Genomic DNA, 22,438 nt, shown 5'->3' with positions numbered 1-22,438 from the left:
CTGTCGTCTTCCCGATCCCCTCGAGCGCGGCCTACGTGAAGTTCAACCAGCCCGCCAGCCGCTTTGCCCTGACCGGGGTCTTCGTCGCGAAGTTCGCGAACGGGGTCCGGGTCGCGGTCACCGGCGCGGGCAACGACGGGGTCTTCCGCTGGAAGGAAGCCGAAGCCGCGCTTTCGGCCAACTTCTCGGCTTCGGCGATTTCCGGGCTTACGGTCGACGCGGGCGGGATGATCAGCGACCTGCACGGGTCCGCCGCCTATCGGGCGAATCTGGTCAAGGTGCTGACCGGCCGCGCGGTCACGGCTGCGGGCTAAGGCCGACTACAAGGAAAAGGCCCGGCAGAGCGATCTGCCGGGCCTTTTCCATTCAGACGGGGAAGAAGCCCCCCCGGGCCGGATCGTAGTTCTCAAGCCCCCCCTCGCCCGTATCGGTCCAAAGCCCGTGCAGGGTCAGTCGGTCGTCCTCGACCGCGGATTTCACGAAGGGGAAGGTCAAGAGGTTCTCGAGGCTGGTCAGCACCGCCTGCTTTTCCAGCGCGGGCAGGATCTGGTCGTCGGGCAGGTTCGAGACCTTCTGGAAGCCCGGGCGCAGGATGTCCATCCAGCGGCCCACGAAACTGGTCTTCTCCTCCAGATGCGGGGCATGGCCGCGGCACATGTCGTGGCAGCCCTTGACGCCGCCGCAGTTCGAATGGCCCAGCACCACGATATGCGCCACCCCCAGCCCGGTGACCGCATATTCCACCGCCGCCGAGGTCCCGTGGTATTCGCCGTCCGGGTTGTAGGGCGGCACCAGGTTCGCGACGTTGCGGTGAATGAAGAACTCACCCTCGTCCGCGCCGAAGATACTGGTCACGTGCACCCGGCTGTCGCAGCACGAAATCACCATCGCGCGCGGATGCTGACCGCTTTCGGCTAGACGGCGATACCAGGCCCGGTTGTCCTGGTAGGTCGTGGCGCGCCAGCCGTGAAAGCGCTGCACCAGGTAGGTGGGAAGCGGACGGATGTGGGTGGTCATGATCTTCGGTCCTTCATCACACCCCCTGCCTATGCCGCATTTGCGGAAAATTCGAGGGGCAAATTCCCCCTTGCCTGTGCCTCGGGCAACCAATTGTTCAGCAAGACGGTCCAATCTGGCCGCGGGTGTGAACGAATTTGGGTGTTCGAGATGGGCGAAATAGCCGCCTTGCGACCGCGAGAGGTCGTGCGTCAGGATGTCGAGGCGATCGCGGTGATCTACCGCAATCTTGGGGCTCCGGTGGCCGAGCAGATGGTGACTCGCGCGCTTGGCGAACTTGCCATCACCATGGCCGGCATCGCCGAGAAGGTCCGCGGCCAGGACCTGAAGGACCTGTCCCGCCAGCTGGCGCGGCTGGGGCGCATGGCGGCCGACCTTGGGCTCTTGACGCTGGCCACGGTGGCAGGCGACGCGAAGATCTGCCTTGAACGGGCGGACGGGACCGCCTTTTCGGCAGTCTGGGCCCGGCTGATGCGGGTCGCGGAACGGTCTCTCACTGCCGAAGTCAGCCTGATGGACCAGACCTTCTAGGCCCAGACAGGCCCGGCGCACAATTCCTGCTTGCAGCGGATGGGTCGTGTGCAATCCCCGGCTGCCCAACGCACGCGGTGCGGAAAGGGGGAATTCTTGCCGAACGGCAGCAAATTTCGCGAAGGGCTTGAACTCGCGCGCAATAATCCGGCAACTGGAGCGGTGAACCCCAGCATGATCGATCCATGACCCGCGCCAACACCTTCGCCTTCGCCGACCCCTCGCCCGCAGCCCGTCCGCTTCACGTCCTCCGGCCCGAGGACCTGGCAGCGTTTGTCGAGGGACCGGGCCGGGGCTGGGCGGACTGGCTGACCGCGACGGGCTTCGAGGCGTCTCTGGGCGAGGTGCGGCTTCTGCCCGGTGCGGACGGTGGGGTGGCCGGCGCGGTGGCAGGCTACGGCTCTGCCCAGGCCCGCCGGCGTCAGCGCTTCGGCCTGGCCAAGGCCGTCGCCGGCCTGCCCCAGGGCGACTGGCGGCTGGAGGGCCAGCTTGATCCGGCAGAACGGGTCGAGGCGGCGCTTGCCTGGCTCTTGTCGGGCTACCGCTTCGACCGCTACCGCCCGAAGAAGAAGGCCTCCGCCCTGCCCCGCCTGGTCTGCCCCGACGGCGTCGATGCGGCGCGGCTGATCGCGATGGCCGAGGGCGAGGCGCTGACCCGGGACCTGATCAACACCCCGGCCGAGGACATGGGGCCAGCGGAACTGGAAGCCGCCTTCCTCGCGCTGGCACAGGAGTTCGGGGCCACGACCGAGGTGATCCGGGGCGACGATCTGCTGGCGCAGAATTTTCCGATGATCCACGCCGTCGGACGCGCCAGCCCACGCACGCCACGCCTGATGGGGTTGCGCTGGGGGAAGATGGGGCCGAAGCTGACCCTGGTGGGCAAGGGGGTCTGCTTCGACACGGGCGGGCTGAACCTGAAGCCCTCCAGTGGCATGAACCTCATGAAGAAGGACATGGGCGGGGCGGCCACGGTCATGGGTCTGGCCCGCATGATCATGGCGCTGGACCTGAAGGTGCAGTTGCGCGTGCTGGTCCCCGCGGTCGAGAACCTGGTCGCGGGCAATGCGCTGAAGCCGAAGGACATCCTGACCAGCCGCAAGGGCCTGACGGTCGAGGTCAACGACACTGACGCCGAGGGCCGGTTGATCCTGGGCGATGCGCTCGCCTATGCCTGCGAGGACGCGCCCGATGTGCTGGTCAGCATGGCGACGCTGACCGGTGCGGCGCGGGTCGCGGTGGGTCCGGATCTCGCGCCCTATTACACCGACGACGAAGCGCTGGCCCAGGCCCTGGAGGCCGGGGCTCGGTCAGGGTTTGACCCGGTCTGGCGGCTGCCGTTCCATGACGCCTATGAAAGCGTGATCGAGCCAGGGATCGCCGATCTGGACAATGCTCCAGGCTACGGCTTTGCAGGATCGATCACCGCGGCGCTGTTCCTGCGTCGCTTCGTCGAAGGCCCGCGCTATGTGCACTTCGACATCTACGGCCATACGCCCAGCGACCAGCCTGCGCGACCGAAGGGCGGGGTCGGACAGGGTGCGCGGGCATTGCTGGAAGGCATGGGCGCATTCCTGGCGCTCTGATGGAACGGCCCCGTAGCGATGGGGATGGGTGGGGACGAGTATAGGAGCACGGCATGGATAGACGGCTGACCCCCTATTCTGGACGGGTGGCACATGTGTCGCTGAAAGGCGTGGTGAACGCCCCGCTGACCGAGGGCCTGCAGGCCCAGGTCATCGTGCCCGTGGCCAATCTGAGAGCCAGCCCAGGCGGCGCGCGGGATCGCCAGCTTCTCCTGGGCGAAGCGGTGACGGTGATCGACCGCGACAAGGGCCAGGTCTTCGTGATGTCCGCCAAGGACGGCTATTGCGGCTGGATGGCCGAGGCTGACCTGGGCCAGGGCCCAACGCCCACGCATTGGGTCGCAGCACCCGGCACGCATCTCTATTCCGAACCGCAGGTCCAGGCACCGGAAAAGGCGGGGCTCAGCCTCGGCTCGCGGCTGGCGGTGGTTGGGTCCTGGGGGGCCTGGGTGAACACGCCGCACGGCTATGTGCCCATGCGCCACCTCCGGCCGTTGGGCGACTGGGCCGAGGATCCGGTGACGGTGGCGGAAAGCCTGCTTGGGACGCCCTATCTCTGGGGCGGAAACTCGCGCTTCGGGCTGGACTGCTCGGGCCTGGTGCAATTGTCGATGCACGCCTGCGGGCGGGCCTGTCCCGGCGACAGCGACATGCAGATGGCGCTTGGGCGGCTTCTCGCCCCGAACGAGGCGATGAAACGCGGCGACCTCTTGTTCTGGAAGGGTCACGTTGCGATGGTCGTGGACCGTGACCGGCTGATCCATGCCAACGGCTACACGATGTCCGTGGCCTACGAGGGGATCAAGGACTGCGTCGCGCGCATTTCGGCCGGCGGGGGCGGTCTGGTCCTGGCGCGGCAACGGTTGTAGGGCGCTGGCCCGTCGATCAGACGGGGCCGATCAGACGCTTCTCCAGGACCTTCAGCACCTGGTCCAGGTCATGGCCCCGCCGCAGAACGCGGCCGTCCATGCCGACGACGGCGTAAAGCCCCTGCCGCGCCCGCAGCTTTGGCCGCTTCTCGATGCGGTAGAGGGGGGTCTCGGCCGTCCGGCGGAAGATCGCGAAAACGGCAAGGTCGCGCATGGCGGCAATGGCATAGTCGCGCCATTCCCCGGCCGCGACCATCCGGCCATAGACGCGCAGGATCTGACCCAGCTCCTTGCGGTCGAAACTGACCTCATCCGGGATGTGGCTGGACTGCGGAAACGGGATCGGCGCTTCGGCGTTCATCCCTGAAGCTTACCCGCCTCCCCCCCAAAATCAACCCGGAAAGCCCGGGGCGAGCCGGTAGAAGCCGGTTTCCATCCCGCGCCAGTTCTTCTGGACGCCTGCCATCCGCTTCACCGCCGCCGGATGCGCGGGGTCCAGAACGCCCACTTTCGCCAGAAGTGCCGCCACGGCCGCCTCGGACGCGCGATAGCCGCCATCCACGACCTTCAGCGCGATGCCCAAGCCCTTTTCCGGCACGATGGCCACATAGACCGCCTCGGCCCCGCCCTTGATCGCGACGCGGCCGTCCATCGCCCGCATCAGCTCGGTGCAGGCCTGCCCCTCGCCCGAAATCAGGTGCGGATGCGCCGCCATCGCCCGGGAAAGGCGCACCATCGCATCCTCGCGCGCCCCGTGGCCTTCGCGCGCCGTGGCGAACTTGGCCATACCGCGGGCCAGCGCGCCCACCGACATCGCGAAATTCGGGGCGGAGCATCCGTCGACGCCCCAGCCCGCGACAGTCTCCTCCGTGACCTCTTCGGTCGCGGCGCGGATCGCCTTCTGCAGCGGATGGTCGATCTCGATGTATTCCGGCCCGGCCTTCAGGTGCTGCGTCACCGTCAGGAAACCCGAATGCTTGCCCGAACAGTTGTTGTGCAGCTGGCAGGGCTTCTCGCCCGCCCGGATCAGCCGGTCCCGCTCGGTCAGGTCGCCCGGTTCATGCGCACCGCAGCGCAGGTCGGCTTCCGAAAGACCAAGGTCCGCGATCCAGCGCCCGGCCATGTCGACATGGACATGCGCGCCCCGGTGACTGGCGCAGGCGAGCGCGAGATGCGCCTGGCTAAGACCGCGCGCGTCGGCCGCCCCGGTCTCGATCAGAGGAAGGGCCTGCAGCATCTTGGCCGATGAGCGCGGGTAGATCACCGCGTCGGGATTGCCCCAGGCCGCGACCACGCCCTTGGCGTCACAGATCACCGCGTGGCCTTCGTGGACGCATTCCAGAAGACCGCCGCGCCAGACCTCCATCAGCGGCACCGCGCCGTCGTTCACTGTCGCCATCTTGGGTCTCCGTCACATGTGCGCGAATTGTCGCCCACGGGGCTTTCGCGCCCAAGGGCTTTTGATTATGGCTGAAATATCGGGTAGAACGGCGGCGCGCCAGTCAAAAGGCCTGCACAGGGGCGAGGCGCGTGGCAAGAAACCAAGACAGCTTGGAGGCTGCGTCAGACATGACTTCCCTTTTCGGTCGCACGCTTGCGGTTGCCGCGATCACGCTTGCCGGGGCCGCTGCCCAGGCCCCCGTTCATGCTCAGGAATCGACCAACCGGGTCGCCACGATGACGGACTGGAACGTCTTCACCGAGGAAAGCCCGAAAGAATGCTGGGGCGTCTCGAAGCCGAAGGAAACCGTGAACACCCGTGACGGCCAGCCTGTCTCGGTGCGGCGCGGCGACATCCTTCTGTTCGTTACCTTCCGTCCCGGCAAACCGGGCGAGATCAGCTTTACCGGCGGTTACCCCTTCGCGGGTGGCTCGACCGTGGAAGTCAGCGTCGACGGCAACCCTTTCCAGCTGTTCACCGATGGCGAATGGGCGTGGCCGGGCAGTGCCGAGGATGACGCGAAGCTTCTGGCCGCGCTGAAGGCCGGGACAAGCGCGACCCTGACCGCACGGTCGGGCAAGGGGACGCAGACCCAGGACACCTTCTCGCTCCGCGGGTTCACCGCCGCGATGGAAGACGCCGAAAAGCGCTGCCAGTAAGCGAACCCTCAGAATGACGGGCGCCCCCTTCGTGGGGCGCTTTTCTTTTGGCGCGGGCGCGCCTATATCCGCCCGACATCCAGATCGCCTGTCGCAAGGCTCCACTCAAGGATCTGCCGCCCATGAGCGCACCTATCACGCAAGACGTGCTGACGATTCCCCGCAAGCTGCCCGCTGCGGACAAGACAAATATCGTGGGCCTCACCCGGGCCGCCCTGCGCGATGCGCTGATCGCCGCCGGCACGCCCGAGAAGCAGGCCAAGATGCGCGTGGGCCAGGTCTGGCAGTGGGTCTACCACTGGGGGGTCCGCGAGTTTGCGCTGATGACCAACCTCGCCAAGGACTACCGCGCGCTGCTGGCCGAGAACTTCACCATCGAGATCCCCGAGGTCGTCACCCGCCAGATCAGCGCCGATGGCACCCGCAAGTACCTCGTCCGCATCGCCGGCGGGCATGAGGTCGAGGTGGTCTACATCCCCGAGACCGACCGCGGGACGCTCTGCATCTCGTCCCAGGTCGGCTGCACGCTGACCTGCTCCTTCTGCCACACCGGCACGCAGAAGCTGGTCCGCAACCTGACGGCCGCCGAAATCGTCGGCCAGGTGATGATGGCCCGCGACGACCTGGACGAATGGCCCGTCCCCGGCGCGCCGAAGGAAGAGGTGCGCCTCATCTCCAACATCGTGCTGATGGGGATGGGCGAGCCCTTGTACAACTTTGAAAACGTCCGGGACGCGATGAACATCGTGATGGACGGCGAAGGCATCGCCCTGGGCCGCCGCCGGATCACGCTGTCCACGTCCGGCGTGGTGCCGGAAATCGCCCGCACCGCCACGGAAATCGGCTGCCAGCTGGCGATCAGCTTCCACGCCACCACCGACGAGGTCCGCGACGTGCTGGTCCCGATCAACAAGCGCTGGAACATCGCCACGCTGCTGGAGGCGCTGAAAGCCTATCCCGGCCTGTCGAACTCTGAACGGATCACCTTCGAATACGTGATGCTCGACGGAGTGAACGACACCAAGGAAGACGCGCACCGACTGGTGAAGCTGCTGGAGGGCATCCCGGCCAAGGTGAACCTGATCCCCTTCAACGAATGGCCGGGCGCGCCCTACAAGCGGTCGTCGGGGAACCGGATCCACACCTTCGCCGATATCATCTACAAGGCCGGTTATGCCTCGCCTATCCGCACGCCGCGGGGCGAGGACATCATGGCCGCCTGCGGGCAGCTGAAATCCGCCACGGAACGCGCGCGGAAGTCGAAGGCCCAGATCGAGGCCGAGGCCGGGCTCGCCTGACCCCTTGCGGGACGGGTGCTTTTGCGGTCAGGTCGGTCGCCCGGAAGAAGGATGCCCCGATGGCCAAGGCCGCCGCCAAGACCCCTGCCGCGAAGAAACCCGCTGCCAAGAAGCCGCCGGTGAAGAAGCCCGTCGACCGCCCGAAGAGTCCCGCAGAATGGGCGCATGACCGGCTGGTCATGTACATCCGCAACTTCGAGGCCGGGCTCGACGCCGAACAGGAAATCGCGATGGGCTTCGCCTCGGATGAGACCGGGGTCCTGCGCATCGAAGGGCTGGGCTTCTTCGAGCCCGACATCATCACCTTCTACGGCCGCGACGAGGACGGGGCGAAGACCCAGCTCATCCAGCACGTCAGCCAGCTGTCGGTGACCCTGCGCGCGGTGGCGAAACTGGCCGAGGAAGAGCCGCCGCGCCGCATAGGCTTTCACCTGACTCCCGGCTGGATCGGCGGCGATTCCGGCGACGGCTCGGCGGGATGAGACACCGCGCCCCCGTGACAGGCCCGGGTGAATCGGCTATGGGCTTTTCCAAACAGCGATAAATGGGGAACCAAGATGGCCGACCACAACCAGTCCGAACACGTCCACGGCTCGATGGACATCCGCGCGCAGGAAAAGACCTTCGCGGGCTTCATCCGCATGACGGTCTGGGCAACGGTGATCATCGTCCTGGTCCTGGTCTTCATGGGCCTGGTCAACGCCTGACCGGGACCGGCCGGATGCGCCTTCTCCTCGCCCTGATCGCACTCCTTGGCCTCGCAGCTTGCGGGGCCGAGCCGAAATGGGCGCCGCAGGAACAGGTGGACGCCGTCCGCTTCGTCGAGGGGCCGCCGACCTACATCACGCTCTACACCGTCGTGAACAAGCGCACCGGCTCCGGCGCGCATTCGGCGATCCTGGTGAACGGATCCGAGCGGCTGATCTTCGACCCCGCCGGGACCTGGTACCACCCCAAGCTGCCGGAACGGAACGATGTCCATTTCGGCATGAACGACAAGGCGCTGGCCTTCTACATCGACTACCACACCCGCATCACCTACGACACGATCGAGCAGAAGGTCTATGTCTCGCCCGAGGTGGCCGAACTGGTCATCGCCCGGGCCAAGGCCTATGGCGCGGTGCCCAAAGCGATGTGCACCCAGGCGACCTCGTCGATCCTGCGGGGAGTGCCGGGGTTCGAAAGCCTGCCGCAGACCTTCTACCCAAAGCGGCTGTCCAAGGCCTTTGGTGAGCTTCCGGGCGTCACCACCCGCGTCATCACCGACGATGACGACGACAACAACCACGGCGTCCTTCTCGTGCAGCACGACGGCACGCCGCTGCCGTGAGCCTCCCTTGAACCCCCCGCCCGTTGCGGTAGGCTTGCCCCGCGACGGGAAAGGCATGTGATTTGCGCATCTTCGGGGTGATCCTTGCAGGCGGAGAGGGCCGGCGGATGGGCGGCGTCGACAAGGCGTCAGTCGCCCTGGCGGGTCGCCCGCTGATCGCGCATGTCTTCGACCGGCTTGAACCGCAGGTGGACCGCGTCCTGATCTCGGCCAACGGCGATCCGGCGCGGTTTGCCGAACTCGGCTGCCCGGTCGTCGCCGATGCCGCGCCGCAGGGGCCGCTTTCTGGCGTCCTTTCCGCCCTGACGACCGCCGCAGCGATGGGCGCGACCCACGTGGTCTCCACCCCCGTCGACACGCCGTTCCTGCCCGGTGACCTGGTGCCTCAGCTTCTGCTTGCCGCCGAAGGCTCACCCGAAGGTTTGGCCTTCGCATCCGATGCCACTGGCGACCATCCCGCGACGGCGCTGTGGCCCATAGCTCTGGCCCCTGCCCTGGCGGCTTACCTGGCCGAGGGTCACGCCAAGGTCACCCGCTTCACCGCCGCCCACCAAGCCGCCCGCGCGCAGTTCCCCGACCCGCGCGCCTTCCTGAACCTGAACACGCCCGAGGACCTCGCCGATGCCGAGGCGCTTCTGAAAGGTGCCGCATGAGAGTCTATGGCGTCATCGGCTGGAAGAACTCCGGCAAGACCAGTCTGATGGAGCGCCTGGTGAGTGAGATCACTGGTCGCGGGTTCTCCGTGTCCACGGTGAAGCACGTCCACCACACCGTCGACCTGGACCAACCGGGGAAGGACACCTACCGCCACCGCGCCGCCGGGGCTCGGGAGGTCGTGCTGGCATCCGCCGACCGGCTGGCGATCATGGTCGAACACCGGGGGCCCGAGCCCGAACTGCCCGCCGTGCTGGCGCGCATGGCCCCCGTCGACCTGATCCTGGTCGAAGGCTACAAGCGAGACGCCCACCCCAAGGTCGAGGTCTGGCGCGAGGAGACCGGCCACCCCCTGATCCAGCCGGGCGACCCCCTGGTGCGGGCCGTGGCGACGGATGCGGCGCTGACGCTGCCCGTCCCGGTGCTGGACCTGAACGACACGCGGGCGGTGGCCGACTTCATCCTGCGCGAGGTGGGGCTTGTTTGACCGGGTGATCGTGGTCGACTGGTCGGCGGCCAACCTGCCCACCAGCCCGACCAACCGGGCGAACGCCGTCTGGATCGGCTGCCACGACGCCGAGGGCGGGGCGGAATGGCACCACCGGACAAGGGCCTCCGCCGAGGGCCAGCTGGTCAACCTGATAGACACGGCCCGTGCCTCCGGCCAGCGGCTCCTGATCGGCTTCGACTTTGCCATGGGCTATCCCACGGGCTTCGCCGCCCGTCTGACTGGCGAGGCTTCCGCCCGCGCCGTCTGGCGCTGGCTGGCCGCGGCGATCACCGACATCGACAACCGCAACAACCGCTTCGAAGTCGCCACCCGGATCAACGCCGCCTTCCCCGAAGGCCCCGGCCCGTTCTGGAGCCATCCGACGGGGCAAAGCTGGCCCGGCCTCCCCTTCCGCCGGGCCGGGATCGACTACGCGGCCCTCGGCCTCTCCGAAACCCGCGCTGCCGAGGCCGCCGTTCCCCGCGCGAAATCCCCCTGGATGCTGTTCAACCCGGGCTCCGTCGGCTCGCAAAGCCTCCTCGGTCTGCCGATGATCCACCGGCTTTCGCAGCGCCCCGATGTCGCAGTCTGGCCTTTCGCCGCCCCCGACGCGCCCGTCATCCTGGCCGAGGTCTACCCCTCTCTCCTCGCCGGTCCCGTGGCGATCCTGGCAAACAGCCACGGTCTCACGGCCGACCAGGCCCAGGTCCGGCTTCTGTCCCGGTCGCTTTTCCGGCTTGCCCAAGCCGACCGCTTGGCCCCCCTCCTTGAAGCGCCGCCCGAGGCCGCCGAGGAAGGCTGGATCCTAGGCGCCCACCACGCCCCCCTACTGGCCGAGGCGCTGACATGGCCGTGACCATCTTCCGCGGCCTCCACGACCAGCTCCGCCCCCAGGCGGCGCGGCTCTATTGGGAGGCGTTCGGGGGGAAGCTGGGGCGGGTCCTCGGGCCGGACGACCGGGCGCTCCGGTTTTTCGAACGGGTGATCCGGGGGGACCTGTGTTTTTCCGCCGTGGGGGACGGGGGGGAGCTGATCGGGCTCGCCGGCTACAAGACCCCGGCGGGGAGCTTCGCGGGGGGGACCTGGGACGACCTGACCGAGGTCTACGGGCGGGTCGGCGGGCGGTGGCGGGGGGGCATCCTCTGGGCCCTGGGGCGGGAGGTCGACAACGACCGCTTCCTGATCGACGGGATCTGCGTTTCGAAGGCGCATCGGGGCCAGGGGGTGGGGTCGCGGCTCCTGTCCGCGCTCTATCAGGAGGCGGCGGAGCGAGGGTATGGGGCGGTGCGGCTCGACGTGATCCAGGACAACTGGCGGGCCCGGGCGCTGTATGAGAGGCAGGGGTTCCGGGCGATCCGGACCGAAGATCTGGGCGTCCTCCGGTTCCTGTTCGGATTCGCGTCCTCGACCACCATGGTGCGGTCGCTGGACTGAGCTGTCCACGGTGGACAGATTTGCGGTTGGTTGAAAATCAATCGGTTAGTCGCGGGCGTTAGGGATTTGGCAAGCTTTGCCCCCTGCCCTTGTGGCCCCGGCCCGCACCTGTCAGAATATGATCAAATTCATCCCTCCGGAGGCCTTCCATGATCACCAAGCGCGAGTTCTACATCGACGGGAAATGGGTCGCCCCGCTGATCCCGAAGGACTGCAACGTGATCGACCCCTCGACCGAAGAGGTCTGCGCGGTGATCTCGCTGGGATCGGAGGCGGATACCGACCGGGCCGTTGCGGCGGCGAAGGCGGCGTTTCCGGGCTGGGCGGCCACGTCCCCGGCAGTGCGGCGTCGGTTGGTGGAAGGCATCCTGGAGCAGTACAACCGCCGCAAGGAAGAGATGGCGCAGGCGATCAGCGTGGAGATGGGCGCGCCCATCGACATGGCCCGCAATGACCAAGCGGAATGCCTTCCGTGGCACCTGAAGAACTTCCTCAAGGCCTTTGACCATATGGAGTGGATCCGGCCCCTGGGTCCCCATGCCCCGGACACGATGATCGCGCTGGAACCCATCGGCGTCGTCGGCCTCATCACGCCCTGGAACTGGCCGATGAACCAGGTGACTCTGAAGGTCATCCCGGCGCTGCTGGCGGGTTGCACTTGTGTGCTGAAACCGTCGGAGGAGTCGCCGCTGTCGTCCATGCTGTTCGCCGAGTTCTGCCATGATGCAGGCGTGCCGCCAGGCGTGTTCAACCTGGTGAACGGCGACGGCGCGGGGGTCGGGACGCGGCTCTCCAGCCACCCGGATGTCGAGATGATCAGCTTTACCGGCAGCACGCGCGCCGGACGGGCGATCAGCAAGGCCGCGGCAGAAACGCTGAAGCGGGTCACGCTGGAGCTTGGCGGCAAGGGCGCGAACCTGGTCTTCGCCGATGCCGATGCCCGCGCGGTGGAGCGTGGCGTGCGGCACATGATGAACAACTCGGGCCAGTCCTGCAACGCGCCGTCGCGGATGCTGGTGGAGCGGAGCTACTATGACCGCGCGGTGGAGATCGCGGCCGAGGTGGCAAACGGGATCAAGGTCGGCCCCGCCAGCCAGCCGGGCAAGCATATCGGGCCGGTGGTGAACAAGCGCCAGTGGGACCAGATCCAGGGCTATATCCAGAAGGGCATTGACGAGGGCGCGCGGCTGGTGGCGGGGGGCCTCGGGCTGCCGGAGGGGATGAACAAGGGTTACTACGTGCGGCCGACGATCTTTGCCGACGTGAAGCCGGGCATGACCATCGAGCGCGAGGAAATCTTCGGGCCGGTATTGTGCATGATCCCCTTCGACAGCGAAGAGGAAGCGGTGCGGATCGCCAACGACACGCCCTACGGGCTGACGAACTACGTCCAGTCGCAGGACGGCGCGCGGCGGAACCGGCTTGCGCGTCAGCTGCGGGCCGGGATGGTGGAGATGAACGGGAAGTCTCGTGGTGCGGGCGCGCCCTTTGGCGGGGTCAAGGCCTCGGGCCGGGCGCGGGAAGGTGGCGTCTGGGGGATCGAGGAGTTCCTGGAGGTCAAGGCGATCTCGGGCTGGGACGTGGCGGCGGAGTAACCGATTTCTTCAAAGAAATCGTGACGGAGCCTTTGAAGGCTCCGATCCGGAATTTTTGAAAATTCCGGAGCAACCGGGCATAGGCTAGGAAAACTTGACACAAGTGTCGAGATTGGCTGACATGGCGGCGAATGGAGGCCGCCATGACCCAGCATCCCCGCCTGATGTCCCCCCTGAAGCTGCGCGACCACACCTTGCGCAACCGCATCGTCTTCGGCGCGCATACTGCGAACATGTCTGACCAGGGGATGCCGGGGCCTCGGTTCGGGAAGTACCTGCTGGAGCGGGCCTTGGGCGGCGCCGCGATGGTGGTGGCGGAACCTGTGCCGGTGCACCGGACCGGGGTGCTGACCCGGGGCAACTTCCTGCATTCCGACGACGCGGTGATCCCCGCTTTCCGCAAGATCACCGACGAGGTGAAGGACGCGGGCGCGGTCATCATCCAGCAGCTTTACCACATCGGCGCGCATGGCGATTCCGACCTGAGCTTCGCGCCGCATTGGTCGCCCTCGGGCGGGCCGTCCTACCATGACTCGGACGGCTCGCACGCGATGACGGGGGCGGAGGTCGAGGAGCTGCTGGAGGCCCACGTCGCGGCGGCGGTGCGGGCCAAGGCGGCGGGGTTCCAGGGGGTGGAGGTCTGGGCGGCCTATCACTCTCTTCTGGACCAGTTCTGGACGCCCTGGTCGAACCAGCGGACGGACCAGTGGGGTGGCTCGCTGGAGGGGCGGACGCGGTTCTCGCGCGAGCTGATCGAGAGGGTGCGGCGGGCCTGTGGGGAGGACTTCGTCGTGGGGCTCGCGGTGAGTTATTCCGAGGCCTACGAGGTGACTTTGGGAGCCGAGGCGCTGACCGAGATCCTGGCGCTGCATGACCGCAGTGGCCACGTGGATTACGTGACGGTGGGGGCCGGGTCGTATCTGGAGTTCGAGTCGATCATCCCGCCCTTCACGCATGGCGAGAAGCTGACGACGCCTTTGACGCAGGTCCTGAAGCGGGAGCTGAAGCATGCCGTCGTAACCTCCGAGGCCGGGGTCAGGACGCCGGAGAATGGTGAGGCGATCATCGCCTCGGGCCTCGCCGACCTGGTGAGCATCGTGCGCGGCCAGATCGCCGACCCGCACCTGGCGCGGAAGGTGGCGGAGGGGCGACCTCAGGATGTGCGGGGGTGCATCAGCTGCAACCAGATGTGCTGGGGCAGGCGGTCGCGGGATTACTGGATTTCCTGTCTGATCAATCCCAGCGCGGGGCGGGAGTTCGAATGGGGCGGGGATCGGTTTGTTCCTGCGGCCGAGCCGAAGGATGTGCTGGTGGTCGGCGCGGGGCCCGCGGGGCTGGAGGCGGCTCGGGTCGCGGCGGAGAGGGGGCATCGGGTGGAGATCGTCGAGGCCGCCCCGGTCGTCGGCGGGCAGTTCCGCCTGGCCGGGATGCAGCCGCGGCGGGGGCAAATCCTGGAGCTGATGGACTGGTACGAGCGGCAGTTCGACAAGCTGGGTGTGCGGCTGCGGCTGAACACGTTCCTCGACGCTGATGAGGTGGCGGCGCATCCAGCCTCGGTGGTCGTGGTGGCCACGGGGTCCCTACCGGACGAGACCGGGTTCCAGCGCTGGGTCCCGTCGCAGCCTTCGCTGCCGGGGATCGAGGCGGGGGGCGTCTGGTCCCCGGAGGCGGTCCTGCGGCGGGAGGCGCGGCTGGGGGACGCGGTGGTGGTCTATGACGAGGGGTCGAACTGGCGGGGGGTCGGGACGGCCTGGGCTTTGGCCGAGCAAGGCAAGAAGGTGACGATCGTGACGCCGGAGGCCTTCGTGGGGAAGGAACTGGCGCGGACCGCGGCGGACGGGGTGGTGCGGCGGCGGTTGGGGTCGCTTGGCGTGCGGATGCTGGCAGAGCATCGGCTGGTGCGGTGGCACGGCAATGGGGTGACGGTGCGGTCCTTCCTGACGGGGGAGGAGGAGGTGATCGCGGCCTCGGGTCTGGTGATGGCGACGACGAACCGGGCGTTCGATGTGCTGCCGGAGGTGATCCCGGGGAAGGTAATGCACCGGGTGGGGGACTGCGCGGCGCCCCGGCTCGCGGCCTATGCGTTCCACGAGGGGCGGAAGGTGGCCTTGGGGATCTGAGCTGCGCCGCGCGCGGCGTGGATTGACCGGCTGCTGTCCGATGTTCAGGTCAGGCCCAGCCCGTCCGGCCCGCTCGATGGCGCGGCGCTGGACCTGACGGGCGGGCCGGCAGGCGCACCGGCATGGGTGTAAGCGGGCCAATCGTCGTGATCGACGTCGACATCGGCGACCGCGAGGTCCAGAGGGTGACCTTCACGCGCGCGCCCTGACGGCTGGCGCGGGGCGTCGCGCTGCGCTATCCCTGCCCTGTCCTTCCGGAGAGACGAGATGACCGACGATCCCAAACCGAAACGCCCGCAGCAGGTCTATTCGCTGATCGTCGAGGTCGGCCGGAAAGAGGGCGACGGCCTTCCCCCCAGGGCCACCGGCGCCGCTCTGCTCTGCTATGCCTCCGGCGTCGACGAGGCCGAGGCGGTGCGCGAGACGGTGGCGATCCTGAAGGAGGCGGAGATGGCTCCGCTGGAAGTGCAGGGCCTCGGTACGCTGGAAGAGCGGATGAAATCGGGCGACGAGATCGACCAGGAAGAGCAGTTCCTGATGGAACGCGCGCTGCGCGAGAACTCCGTGATCGTCGCAGAGATCACTCCTTTCTTCGACTGACATCCCCGCCGCCGAACGCCTTGCGGTTGCAGGGCCGCGCCCAAGCGGTTACGGATCATGCGCGCCCCAATCTGGACCCGACGATGCCCTTCGAGCCTGTAGACCCGGTGGAATTGACCGCCAAGCTGATCCGCTGCCCCTCGGTCACCCCAGCCGAAGGCGGAGCGATCGCGCTGTTGGAGGGCCTCCTGTCCAAGGCGGGCTTCACCTGCACCCGGGTGGACCGGGGCGGCATTGCCAACCTCTACGCCCGCTGGGGCAAGCAGGGGGCGAACCGGGCCTTCGGGTTCAACGGCCACACGGACGTGGTTCCCGTAGGCGATGCCGAGGCCTGGCGGTTCGACCCGTTCGGGGCCGAGATCCGCGACGGGTTCATGTATGGCCGGGGGGCCTGCGACATGAAGTCGGGCGTGGCGGCTTTCGTGGCGGCCGCGGTGGATTTCGTGCGCGAGACACCACCCGATGGGGCGGTGATCATCGCCATCACCGGGGACGAGGAAGGCGAAGGCAAGGACGGGACCGTCGCGATCCTGGACTGGATGGCCTTCAACGGCGAGCGGATGACGCACTGCCTGGTCGGCGAACCCACCTGCCCGCACGAGATGGGCGAGATGATGAAGATCGGCCGCCGGGGCTCGTTGACCTGCGACATCACGGTCGAGGGCGTGCAGGGCCATTCCGCCTATCCGCACCGGGCGAAGAACCCGCTTTCCGCCATGGTCAAGCTCTTGGGCAAGTTGGAGGCCGAACCGCTGGATCGGGGCACCCAGCACTTCGACCCCTCGACCCTGGCGATCACCACCATCGACTGCGGCAACCCCGCGGGCAACGTGATCCCCGCACGCGCGACGGCGCGCATCAACATACGCTTCAACGACACCCATTCCGGGGACACGCTGTCGTCCTGGCTGCGGTCCGAGGCGGCGGCGGTGGCCGAGGCAACGGGGACAGAGATCGCGCTGAAGATCAGCGTCTCGGGCGAGGCCTTCCTGACCCCGCCGGGCGAGCTGTCGGCGCTGGTCGCCAAGGCGGTCGAGGCCGAGACGGGCCGGAAGCCGGTGGCCTCGACCTCGGGCGGGACGTCGGATGCGCGCTTCGTCAAAGAGCATTGCCCGGTGGTGGAATTCGGCCTGGTCGGCAAGACCATGCACCAGGTCGACGAACGGGTGGCGGTCGAGCAGATCGACCAGCTGAAGGCAATCTACGGCCGTATCCTGCGGGACTATTTCGCGTGAGGATCGAGGTCACGACGGACATCGCCACCTGCCAGCGCCTCCGCCGAGTGGTGTTCATCGAGGAACAGGGCGTCAGCGAGGCCGATGAGGTCGACGGGCTGGACGGCCAGGCGATCCATTTGCTGGCTTTCGACGGCGAAGCTCCGGTCGGCACGGCACGGCTCTTGCTGAAAGGCCCGGTCGGCAAGATCGGCCGGGTCTGCGTGCTGCCTGAGGCGCGAGGGACGGGCCTTGGCGCGGCGCTGATCCGGAAGGCGCTGGAGGTGCTGCGCGACCAGCCGGGGGTGCGCGAGGCCTATCTCGGCTCGCAGAGCCACGCGACGGGGTTCTACGAGAAGCTGGGGTTCGCGGTCGAAGGCGAGGAATTCGACGACGCCGGCATCCCCCACCGCCACATGCGTCGCGCTCTCTGACCTGCGGCGATTGAATTGAGCGCCTTGCGGCGCAAGCCTTTTGTCTCGTCGTCGGGCTTCGCCTCCTCCTCGGGGTGCCTCCGGCGGGGATATTTCCTGCCAGGTGAAAGGGCTGCGCGGGTAGTCTTGCCCGTCCCGGCGTGTTACCTCTTGGCGCATGAAACCTTTGCCCTCCAAGGATGAAATCCGCCAGTGGATTTCCGACAACCCCGGCCTTGCGGCCAAGCGCGACATCGCCAAGGCCTTCGGCATCAAGGGCGACGCCCGGATCGAGCTGAAGCGGCTTCTGCGCGAGCTGGAGGACGAGGGGGTGGTCGAGAAGTCCGCCCGCCGCTTCCGTGAGCCCGGCGTGTTGCCCCCGGTGGCGGTGCTGCAGGTGCTGCCGCCCGACGCGAACGGGGATCTTTACGCGCGGCCGCTGGAGGAAGGGGTCGACGACAGCCCCCGGATCCTGATCATCCCGAAGAAGGGCGACCCGGCCCTTGGGGGCGGGGACCGTATCCTTGCGCGGTTGGCGAAGGTGGACCTCGACGACTATGCCTACGAGGCGCGGCTGATCCGGCGGCTGGGGTCAAACCCGCGCAAGGTACTGGGGGTCTTCCGCATCGGCAGCCAGGGCGGGCGGATCGTCCCGATCGAAAAGGGCGACGACAAGGAATGGCGCGTCTCGGCGGACATGACGATGGGCGCCAAGGACGGCGAATTGGTCGAGGCCGAGGCCGTGGGCGGGCGCAAGCTTGGCCTGCCAGCCGCCCAGGTTATCGCCCGGCTGGGTGACCCGGCCGGTCCGCGTGCGGCGAGCCTCATCGCCATCCACCAGCATGGCATCCCGGACACCTTTCCCGACGCCGTGATCGCCGAGGCGGACCGGGCCGAGCCGGTGGGCATGGCGGGCCGCGAGGACCTGCGCAACCTGCCGCTCTTGACCATCGACCCCATCGACGCCCGTGACCGCGACGACGCCGTCTACGCCGAGGCGGATACCGACCTTGGCAACGTGGGCGGGTTCATCGTCTGGGTCGCCATCGCCGACGTGGCGCATTACGTGACTCCGGGCTCGGCCCTGGACCGCGAGGCGCGCAAGCGCGGCAACTCCACCTATTTCCCCGACCGCGTCGTGCCGATGCTTCCGGACATCCTGTCGGGCGACCTCTGTTCCCTGCACGAGGGCGTCGACCGGGCTTGTTTGGCCGTTCGGATGGTGATCGACGCGGGCGGCCACAAGCGTGGCCATCGCTTTGTCCGGGGGATGATGCGGTCGAAGGGGTCCTTGCACTATGCCCAGGTGCAGGCGGCGGTGGATGGCAACCCGGACGAGAAGACCGCCCCGCTGGTCGAGCCGATCCTGAAACCGCTCTACGCCGCCTATGCCGCCCTGAAGCGGGCCCGCGAGGTACGGCAGCCCCTGGACCTGGAGCTGCCGGAGCGGAAGATCGAACTCGACGCCGAGGGCAAGGTCGTCTCGGTGGCCTTCAAGGAACGGCTGGACGCGCACAAGCTGATCGAGGAGTTCATGATCCTCGCCAACGTCGCGGCGGCTGAGGAGTTGATCCGGCTGAAGCGGCCCTTGCTGTTCCGGGTGCATGAGGAGCCCTCGCCCCTGAAGCTGGAAGGCCTGCGCGAGGTGGCCGAGGGCGCGGGGATGACGCTGGCCAAGGGGCAGGTCTTGCAGACGAAGCATCTGAACCGCCTTCTGTCCCAGGCGCAGGGGACGGAGTTCGACGAGCTGATCAACCTCTCGACCCTGCGGTCGATGACCCAGGCCTATTACCACCCGGAGAACTTCGGCCACTTCGGGCTCGCTTTGCAGAACTACGCCCATTTCACCTCGCCCATCCGGCGCTATTCCGACCTGATCGTCCACCGCGCGCTGATCTCGGCGCATGGCTGGGGGAAGGACGGGCTGTCGAAATGGGACGAGGAGAACCTGGAGGAGACGGGTAAGCTCATCTCCGAGGCCGAGCGGCGCAGCATGGCGGCGGAGCGGGATACCAATGACCGGTATCTGGCGGCCTATCTGGCCGACCGGGTCGGGGCAGAGTTCGCCGGTCGGGTATCGGGCGTGCAGCGGTTCGGGGTCTTCGTGCGGCTGGACGAGACGGGGGCCGACGGGCTGATCCCGGTGCGGGCGCTGGGGCGGGAGTATTTCAACTATGACGAGGGCAGCCAGACGCTGATGGGGTCCGAGACCGGGTTGGTCCTCGGGATCGGGCAGCGGGTCATGGTGCGGCTGGCCGAAGCGGTGCCGGTGACGGGCGGGCTGATCCTGGACCTGTTGTCGGTCGAGGGTGCGACAGTGCGGCCACCGCGTCGGAAGGGGGGGAAGTACAGTCCCCGGAAACCGGCGCAGGCGGCGACAAAGCGGCGGCTGGTGCGCAAGCGGCGATGAGGGGAGCAAAACTTTTCGAAAAGTTTTGCGAAATCCTTCGAAGGATTTTGGTGGCGCTTGGCATCGGCGGGGTGCCCGGCCTGGCGATGGCGCAGACGATCCTGCCTGATCCGGCGGCGGGGGTGGAGGATGTGATGGGGTCTCAGGCCGGGCTGGATGCCTGGGTGCAGGGCTTCCGGCCGCGCGCGCTGGAGGCAGGGGTCTCGGCCGCGACGTTTGACGCGGCGATGCGCGGGGTGGAGTTCAGCGCGAAGGTCGTGGAGCGCGACCGGAACCAGAACGAGTTCACCAAGACGATCTGGGATTACCTGGATACTGCCGTGTCCGAGGACCGGGTGGCGCTGGGGCTGAAGGCCATCGAGAAGAACCGGGACCTGCTGGACCGGATCGAGGCGGAGTACGGGGTCGAGAAGGAGGTCGTGGCGGCGGTCTGGGGGCTGGAGAGCGCCTATGGCACCTACCGCGGCGACCTGCCGGTGCTGGGGTCGCTCGCGACGCTCGCCTACGAGGGGCGGCGCGGGGCCTTCTTTGAGGCGGAGCTGATCGCGGCGCTAAAAATCGTCGAGGGCGGGCATGTGGAGCGGTTCGCCGGTTCTTGGGCGGGGGCGTCCGGGCATACGCAGTTCATGCCCTCGAGCTGGGAGAAGTTCGCGGTCGACTTCGACGGGGACGGGAAGCGGAACCTCTGGGGAGACGATCCGGGGGACGCGCTGGCGTCCACGGCGAACTACCTGCGGCACTGGGGCTGGACCAAGGGGCAGCCCTGGGGGGTGGAGGTGCGCCTGCCGAACGGATTCGACTATGACCAGACGACGGAACGGGTGGTGAAGCCCGTGGCCGACTGGCAGGCGATGGGGGTCAGGACGGTGACGGGCGCAGACCTGCCGGATCATGGGCCGGGATCGATCCTGCTTCCCGGCGGGCATCGGGGCGCGGCCTTCCTGATCTGGCCGAACTTCCAGGTGATAGAGAAGTACAACACGGCGGATGCCTATGTGGTGGCGATCGGCTCGCTGTCCGACCGGCTGCGCGGGGGGCCGTCGATCCAGTCTGGCTGGCCGCGGGAGCTGCGGGCGCTGACGCTGGAGGAGCGGCGGGAGTTGCAGGACCGGCTGACCCGCGCGGGGTTCGATGCGGGTGGGGTCGACGGGCGGATGGGGCCCAAGACGGTGGCGGCGGTGAAGGCCTTCCAGAAGGCGCGGGGCATGGTGCCGGACGGGTATCCGAGCCTCGAGGTGCTGGAAGCGCTGCGGTAGCTGTCCACGGTGGACAGGGACTGTCGGTTCTTTTGACTCAAGGGCCTGGCCGTGGGCGTCAGGGGGTTCTTCAGGTCCGGCCGTGTTGGGCAGGTCCCGGTCCTTCAGATGCGGGGCGGCTTTTGAATTGAGCGCTGACGCGCGAAGAGGTCTTGTCTCGTCGTCGGGGCTTGCGCCCTCCTCCTCGGCGGATGGGGGTTTCACCCCCAAACCCCCAGGATATTTGTGCAAATGTGAAAGGCAGGCAAAGCGACTTTGTCAGCCCTTCTTGCGCAGCCTGACCATGAAGAAGCCGTCCATCCCGCCCCTGTCGGCCCAGTGGTCGGGGCGGAGGCGGAGGGCGCCTTCGGGGGTGTACCACTCTGGGTCGATGCCGGGGAGGTCTGGGCGTTCGACGGTGAGCGCCGGACGGCGTTGCAGGGTGGCGACGAGCTGGGCCTCGCCTTCCTCGGGGAGCAGCGAGCAGGTGGAGAAGACGAGGCGACCGCCGGGTTTCAGCCAGGTGAGGGCGCGGTCGATGAGTTGCGACTGGAGCGTGGTGAGGGAGGGGAGTTCGGAGCCGTCCTTCACGAACGGCAAGTCGGGGTGGCGGCGGATGGTCCCGGTGGCGGAACAGGGGGCGTCGAGGAGGATGGCGTCGAACGGTGCCTCGGGCTGCCAGTGGAGCGCGTCAGCGGTGACGAGGGTGGCGGTGAGGCCGGTGCGGGCGAGGTTGGCCTGCAGGCGGGCAAGGCGGGGGGCGGAGATGTCGAGGGCGGAGACCTGGGCCCCGGCGGCGGCGAGTTGCAGGGTCTTGCCGCCGGGGGCGGCGCAGAGGTCGAGGATGCGCTCGCCGGGTTGCGGTTGCAGGAGTTCTGCCGGGAGGGCGGCGGCGGCGTCCTGGACCCACCAGCCGCCCTCGGCGTAGCCCGGCAGGGTGGAAAGCTGCCCGGGGGCGCGGAGGCGGAGGCTGCCGGTGGGGAGGAGATCGCCCTCGGGATGCGGGAAGCCGTTGCGGAGGGTGAGGTCGAGGGGCGGCTCCTGGGAATGGACGGCCTCGATGGCGGTGGTGATGTCGCGGCCGTAGGTGTGGACGAGGGGTTGGCGGAGCCAGCGGGGGAGTTTCTGGACCGGGAGGGTGAGGGGCTCGGGCAGCGCGCGGAGGACGGCGTTGACGAGGCCGGTGAGGTGGGCGGTGCGCTTGCCGCCCTGGCGGGTGATCTCGACTGCCGCGTTGACGGTGCCGTGGGCGGGGGTGCCTTGGCTGAGTTCGGTCACGGCGAGACGGAGGGTGTTGCGGACCGTCAGGGGTGGGGACTTTCGGAGGTGTTTCTCCAGCAGTCTGTCCGCCGGTTCGAGGTGGCGGAGGGTCGTCTCGGCCAGACGGAGCGCGCGGGCGCGGTCGGCGGGGGCAAGGCCTTCGCCCGAGAAGTCGGACAGCATCCGGCCTTCGCCGAGGACGCCGTCCAGGATTGCGACTGCGGTGGCGCGTGCGGTGACCCCTTCGGCCATGTCCGTCCTCTTGCTGGTGCTGGCGGCGGG

The 22,438-nt window shown here is 68.0% G+C and carries 23 protein-coding genes and 1 pseudogene; 20 read left to right on the top strand and 4 right to left on the bottom strand.

What is annotated here, in order from left to right; genetic code table 11:
- A pseudogene (locus tag ACE3Q6_RS17445) lies at positions 1-314 on the top strand (carbon monoxide dehydrogenase); the annotation flags it as partial.
- Between the two features lie 52 nt (positions 315-366).
- On the opposite strand, the gene ACE3Q6_RS17440 reads toward ACE3Q6_RS17445, so the two are convergent.
- Entirely contained in the window at positions 367-1,017 is a 651-nt protein-coding gene (locus ACE3Q6_RS17440; protein ID WP_374435208.1) for a carbonic anhydrase, read from the bottom strand.
- 150 nt (positions 1,018-1,167) lie between these two features.
- Between ACE3Q6_RS17440 and ACE3Q6_RS17435 the strand changes: the two genes are divergently transcribed.
- From ACE3Q6_RS17435 to ACE3Q6_RS17425, 3 genes are all read left to right on the top strand, one after another.
- Positions 1,168-1,548 (top strand): hypothetical protein, encoded by a 381-nt coding sequence (locus ACE3Q6_RS17435; protein ID WP_374435205.1) that lies wholly within the window; start codon positions 1,168-1,170, stop codon positions 1,546-1,548.
- Positions 1,549-1,733: 185 nt separating this feature from the next.
- Positions 1,734-3,134: a M17 family metallopeptidase gene (locus ACE3Q6_RS17430; protein ID WP_374435202.1), complete on the top strand. Its 1,401-nt coding sequence runs from the start codon at positions 1,734-1,736 to the stop codon at positions 3,132-3,134.
- A 53-nt stretch (positions 3,135-3,187) separates the two neighbouring features.
- Complete coding sequence (locus tag ACE3Q6_RS17425) at positions 3,188-4,003, top strand: NlpC/P60 family protein (RefSeq protein WP_374435200.1); 816 nt, start codon at positions 3,188-3,190, stop codon at positions 4,001-4,003.
- Between the two features lie 16 nt (positions 4,004-4,019).
- Here ACE3Q6_RS17425 and ACE3Q6_RS17420 read toward each other — a convergent pair whose 3' ends face one another.
- Positions 4,020-4,364 carry a DUF2794 domain-containing protein gene (locus ACE3Q6_RS17420; protein WP_374435198.1) on the bottom strand — a complete coding sequence of 115 codons (345 nt, stop codon included), beginning with the start codon at positions 4,362-4,364 and terminating at the stop codon, positions 4,020-4,022.
- 30 nt (positions 4,365-4,394) lie between these two features.
- Positions 4,395-5,402, bottom strand: coding sequence for an asparaginase (locus tag ACE3Q6_RS17415; protein WP_374435195.1), 1,008 nt, complete (start codon positions 5,400-5,402; stop codon positions 4,395-4,397).
- 170 nt (positions 5,403-5,572) lie between these two features.
- Between ACE3Q6_RS17415 and ACE3Q6_RS17410 the strand changes: the two genes are divergently transcribed.
- The 16 genes from ACE3Q6_RS17410 (at position 5,573) to ACE3Q6_RS17335 (ending at position 20,917) form a co-directional block, all read left to right on the top strand.
- Positions 5,573-6,103, top strand: a complete 531-nt coding sequence (locus ACE3Q6_RS17410; RefSeq protein ID WP_374435193.1) for an invasion associated locus B family protein — start codon at positions 5,573-5,575, stop codon at positions 6,101-6,103.
- Positions 6,104-6,225: 122 nt separating this feature from the next.
- The gene (gene rlmN, locus ACE3Q6_RS17405) at positions 6,226-7,401 is read left to right on the top strand and encodes a 23S rRNA (adenine(2503)-C(2))-methyltransferase RlmN (protein WP_374435190.1); all 1,176 of its coding nucleotides are present in this window, start codon (positions 6,226-6,228) and stop codon (positions 7,399-7,401) included.
- 59 nt (positions 7,402-7,460) lie between these two features.
- The gene (locus tag ACE3Q6_RS17400; RefSeq protein WP_374435186.1) at positions 7,461-7,883 is read left to right on the top strand and encodes a DUF6173 family protein; all 423 of its coding nucleotides are present in this window, start codon (positions 7,461-7,463) and stop codon (positions 7,881-7,883) included.
- Between the two features lie 75 nt (positions 7,884-7,958).
- Complete coding sequence (locus ACE3Q6_RS17395; RefSeq protein WP_374435184.1) at positions 7,959-8,108, top strand: aa3-type cytochrome c oxidase subunit IV; 150 nt, start codon at positions 7,959-7,961, stop codon at positions 8,106-8,108.
- 14 nt (positions 8,109-8,122) lie between these two features.
- Positions 8,123-8,731, top strand: a complete 609-nt coding sequence (locus tag ACE3Q6_RS17390) for a hypothetical protein (RefSeq protein WP_374435182.1) — start codon at positions 8,123-8,125, stop codon at positions 8,729-8,731.
- A 62-nt stretch (positions 8,732-8,793) separates the two neighbouring features.
- Entirely contained in the window at positions 8,794-9,384 is a 591-nt protein-coding gene (gene mobA / locus ACE3Q6_RS17385) for a molybdenum cofactor guanylyltransferase MobA (protein WP_374435179.1), read from the top strand.
- Positions 9,381-9,872 carry a molybdopterin-guanine dinucleotide biosynthesis protein B gene (gene mobB / locus ACE3Q6_RS17380; protein WP_374435177.1) on the top strand — a complete coding sequence of 164 codons (492 nt, stop codon included), beginning with the start codon at positions 9,381-9,383 and terminating at the stop codon, positions 9,870-9,872. Before mobA ends, mobB begins: the two co-directional genes overlap by 4 nt.
- Positions 9,865-10,731, top strand: a complete 867-nt coding sequence (locus ACE3Q6_RS17375) for a molybdopterin guanine dinucleotide synthesis (RefSeq protein ID WP_374435175.1) — start codon at positions 9,865-9,867, stop codon at positions 10,729-10,731. The genes mobB and ACE3Q6_RS17375 overlap by 8 nt, the downstream gene beginning before the upstream one ends.
- Positions 10,722-11,309 (top strand): GNAT family N-acetyltransferase, encoded by a 588-nt coding sequence (locus tag ACE3Q6_RS17370; RefSeq protein WP_374435172.1) that lies wholly within the window; start codon positions 10,722-10,724, stop codon positions 11,307-11,309. The genes ACE3Q6_RS17375 and ACE3Q6_RS17370 overlap by 10 nt, the downstream gene beginning before the upstream one ends.
- A gap of 149 nt (positions 11,310-11,458) precedes the next feature.
- On the top strand, positions 11,459-12,904 hold the full coding sequence (locus tag ACE3Q6_RS17365; RefSeq protein WP_374435170.1) for an aldehyde dehydrogenase family protein: 1,446 nt from the start codon (positions 11,459-11,461) through the stop codon (positions 12,902-12,904).
- Positions 12,905-13,047: 143 nt separating this feature from the next.
- The gene (locus ACE3Q6_RS17360) at positions 13,048-15,024 is read left to right on the top strand and encodes an FAD-dependent oxidoreductase (protein ID WP_374435168.1); all 1,977 of its coding nucleotides are present in this window, start codon (positions 13,048-13,050) and stop codon (positions 15,022-15,024) included.
- Between the two features lie 267 nt (positions 15,025-15,291).
- Entirely contained in the window at positions 15,292-15,624 is a 333-nt protein-coding gene (locus ACE3Q6_RS17355; RefSeq protein ID WP_374435166.1) for a hypothetical protein, read from the top strand.
- A gap of 83 nt (positions 15,625-15,707) precedes the next feature.
- Positions 15,708-16,859, top strand: a complete 1,152-nt coding sequence (gene dapE / locus ACE3Q6_RS17350) for a succinyl-diaminopimelate desuccinylase (RefSeq protein WP_374435163.1) — start codon at positions 15,708-15,710, stop codon at positions 16,857-16,859.
- Positions 16,856-17,272: a GNAT family N-acetyltransferase gene (locus ACE3Q6_RS17345; RefSeq protein WP_374435161.1), complete on the top strand. Its 417-nt coding sequence runs from the start codon at positions 16,856-16,858 to the stop codon at positions 17,270-17,272. Before dapE ends, ACE3Q6_RS17345 begins: the two co-directional genes overlap by 4 nt.
- Before the next feature lie 157 nt (positions 17,273-17,429).
- The gene (gene rnr / locus ACE3Q6_RS17340; RefSeq protein WP_374435159.1) at positions 17,430-19,661 is read left to right on the top strand and encodes a ribonuclease R; all 2,232 of its coding nucleotides are present in this window, start codon (positions 17,430-17,432) and stop codon (positions 19,659-19,661) included.
- Positions 19,658-20,917 carry a lytic murein transglycosylase gene (locus ACE3Q6_RS17335; protein ID WP_374435156.1) on the top strand — a complete coding sequence of 420 codons (1,260 nt, stop codon included), beginning with the start codon at positions 19,658-19,660 and terminating at the stop codon, positions 20,915-20,917. The genes rnr and ACE3Q6_RS17335 overlap by 4 nt, the downstream gene beginning before the upstream one ends.
- Positions 20,918-21,175: 258 nt before the next feature.
- On the opposite strand, the gene ACE3Q6_RS17330 is transcribed toward ACE3Q6_RS17335, so the two are convergent.
- Positions 21,176-22,408, bottom strand: coding sequence for an RsmB/NOP family class I SAM-dependent RNA methyltransferase (locus ACE3Q6_RS17330; RefSeq protein WP_374435154.1), 1,233 nt, complete (start codon positions 22,406-22,408; stop codon positions 21,176-21,178).
- Positions 22,409-22,438 lie beyond the last annotated feature (30 nt).

This window comes from Tabrizicola sp. (genome assembly GCF_041913445.1).
GTDB lineage: Bacteria > Pseudomonadota > Alphaproteobacteria > Rhodobacterales > Rhodobacteraceae > Tabrizicola.
This window is presented reverse-complemented; position numbering and strand designations above follow the sequence as displayed.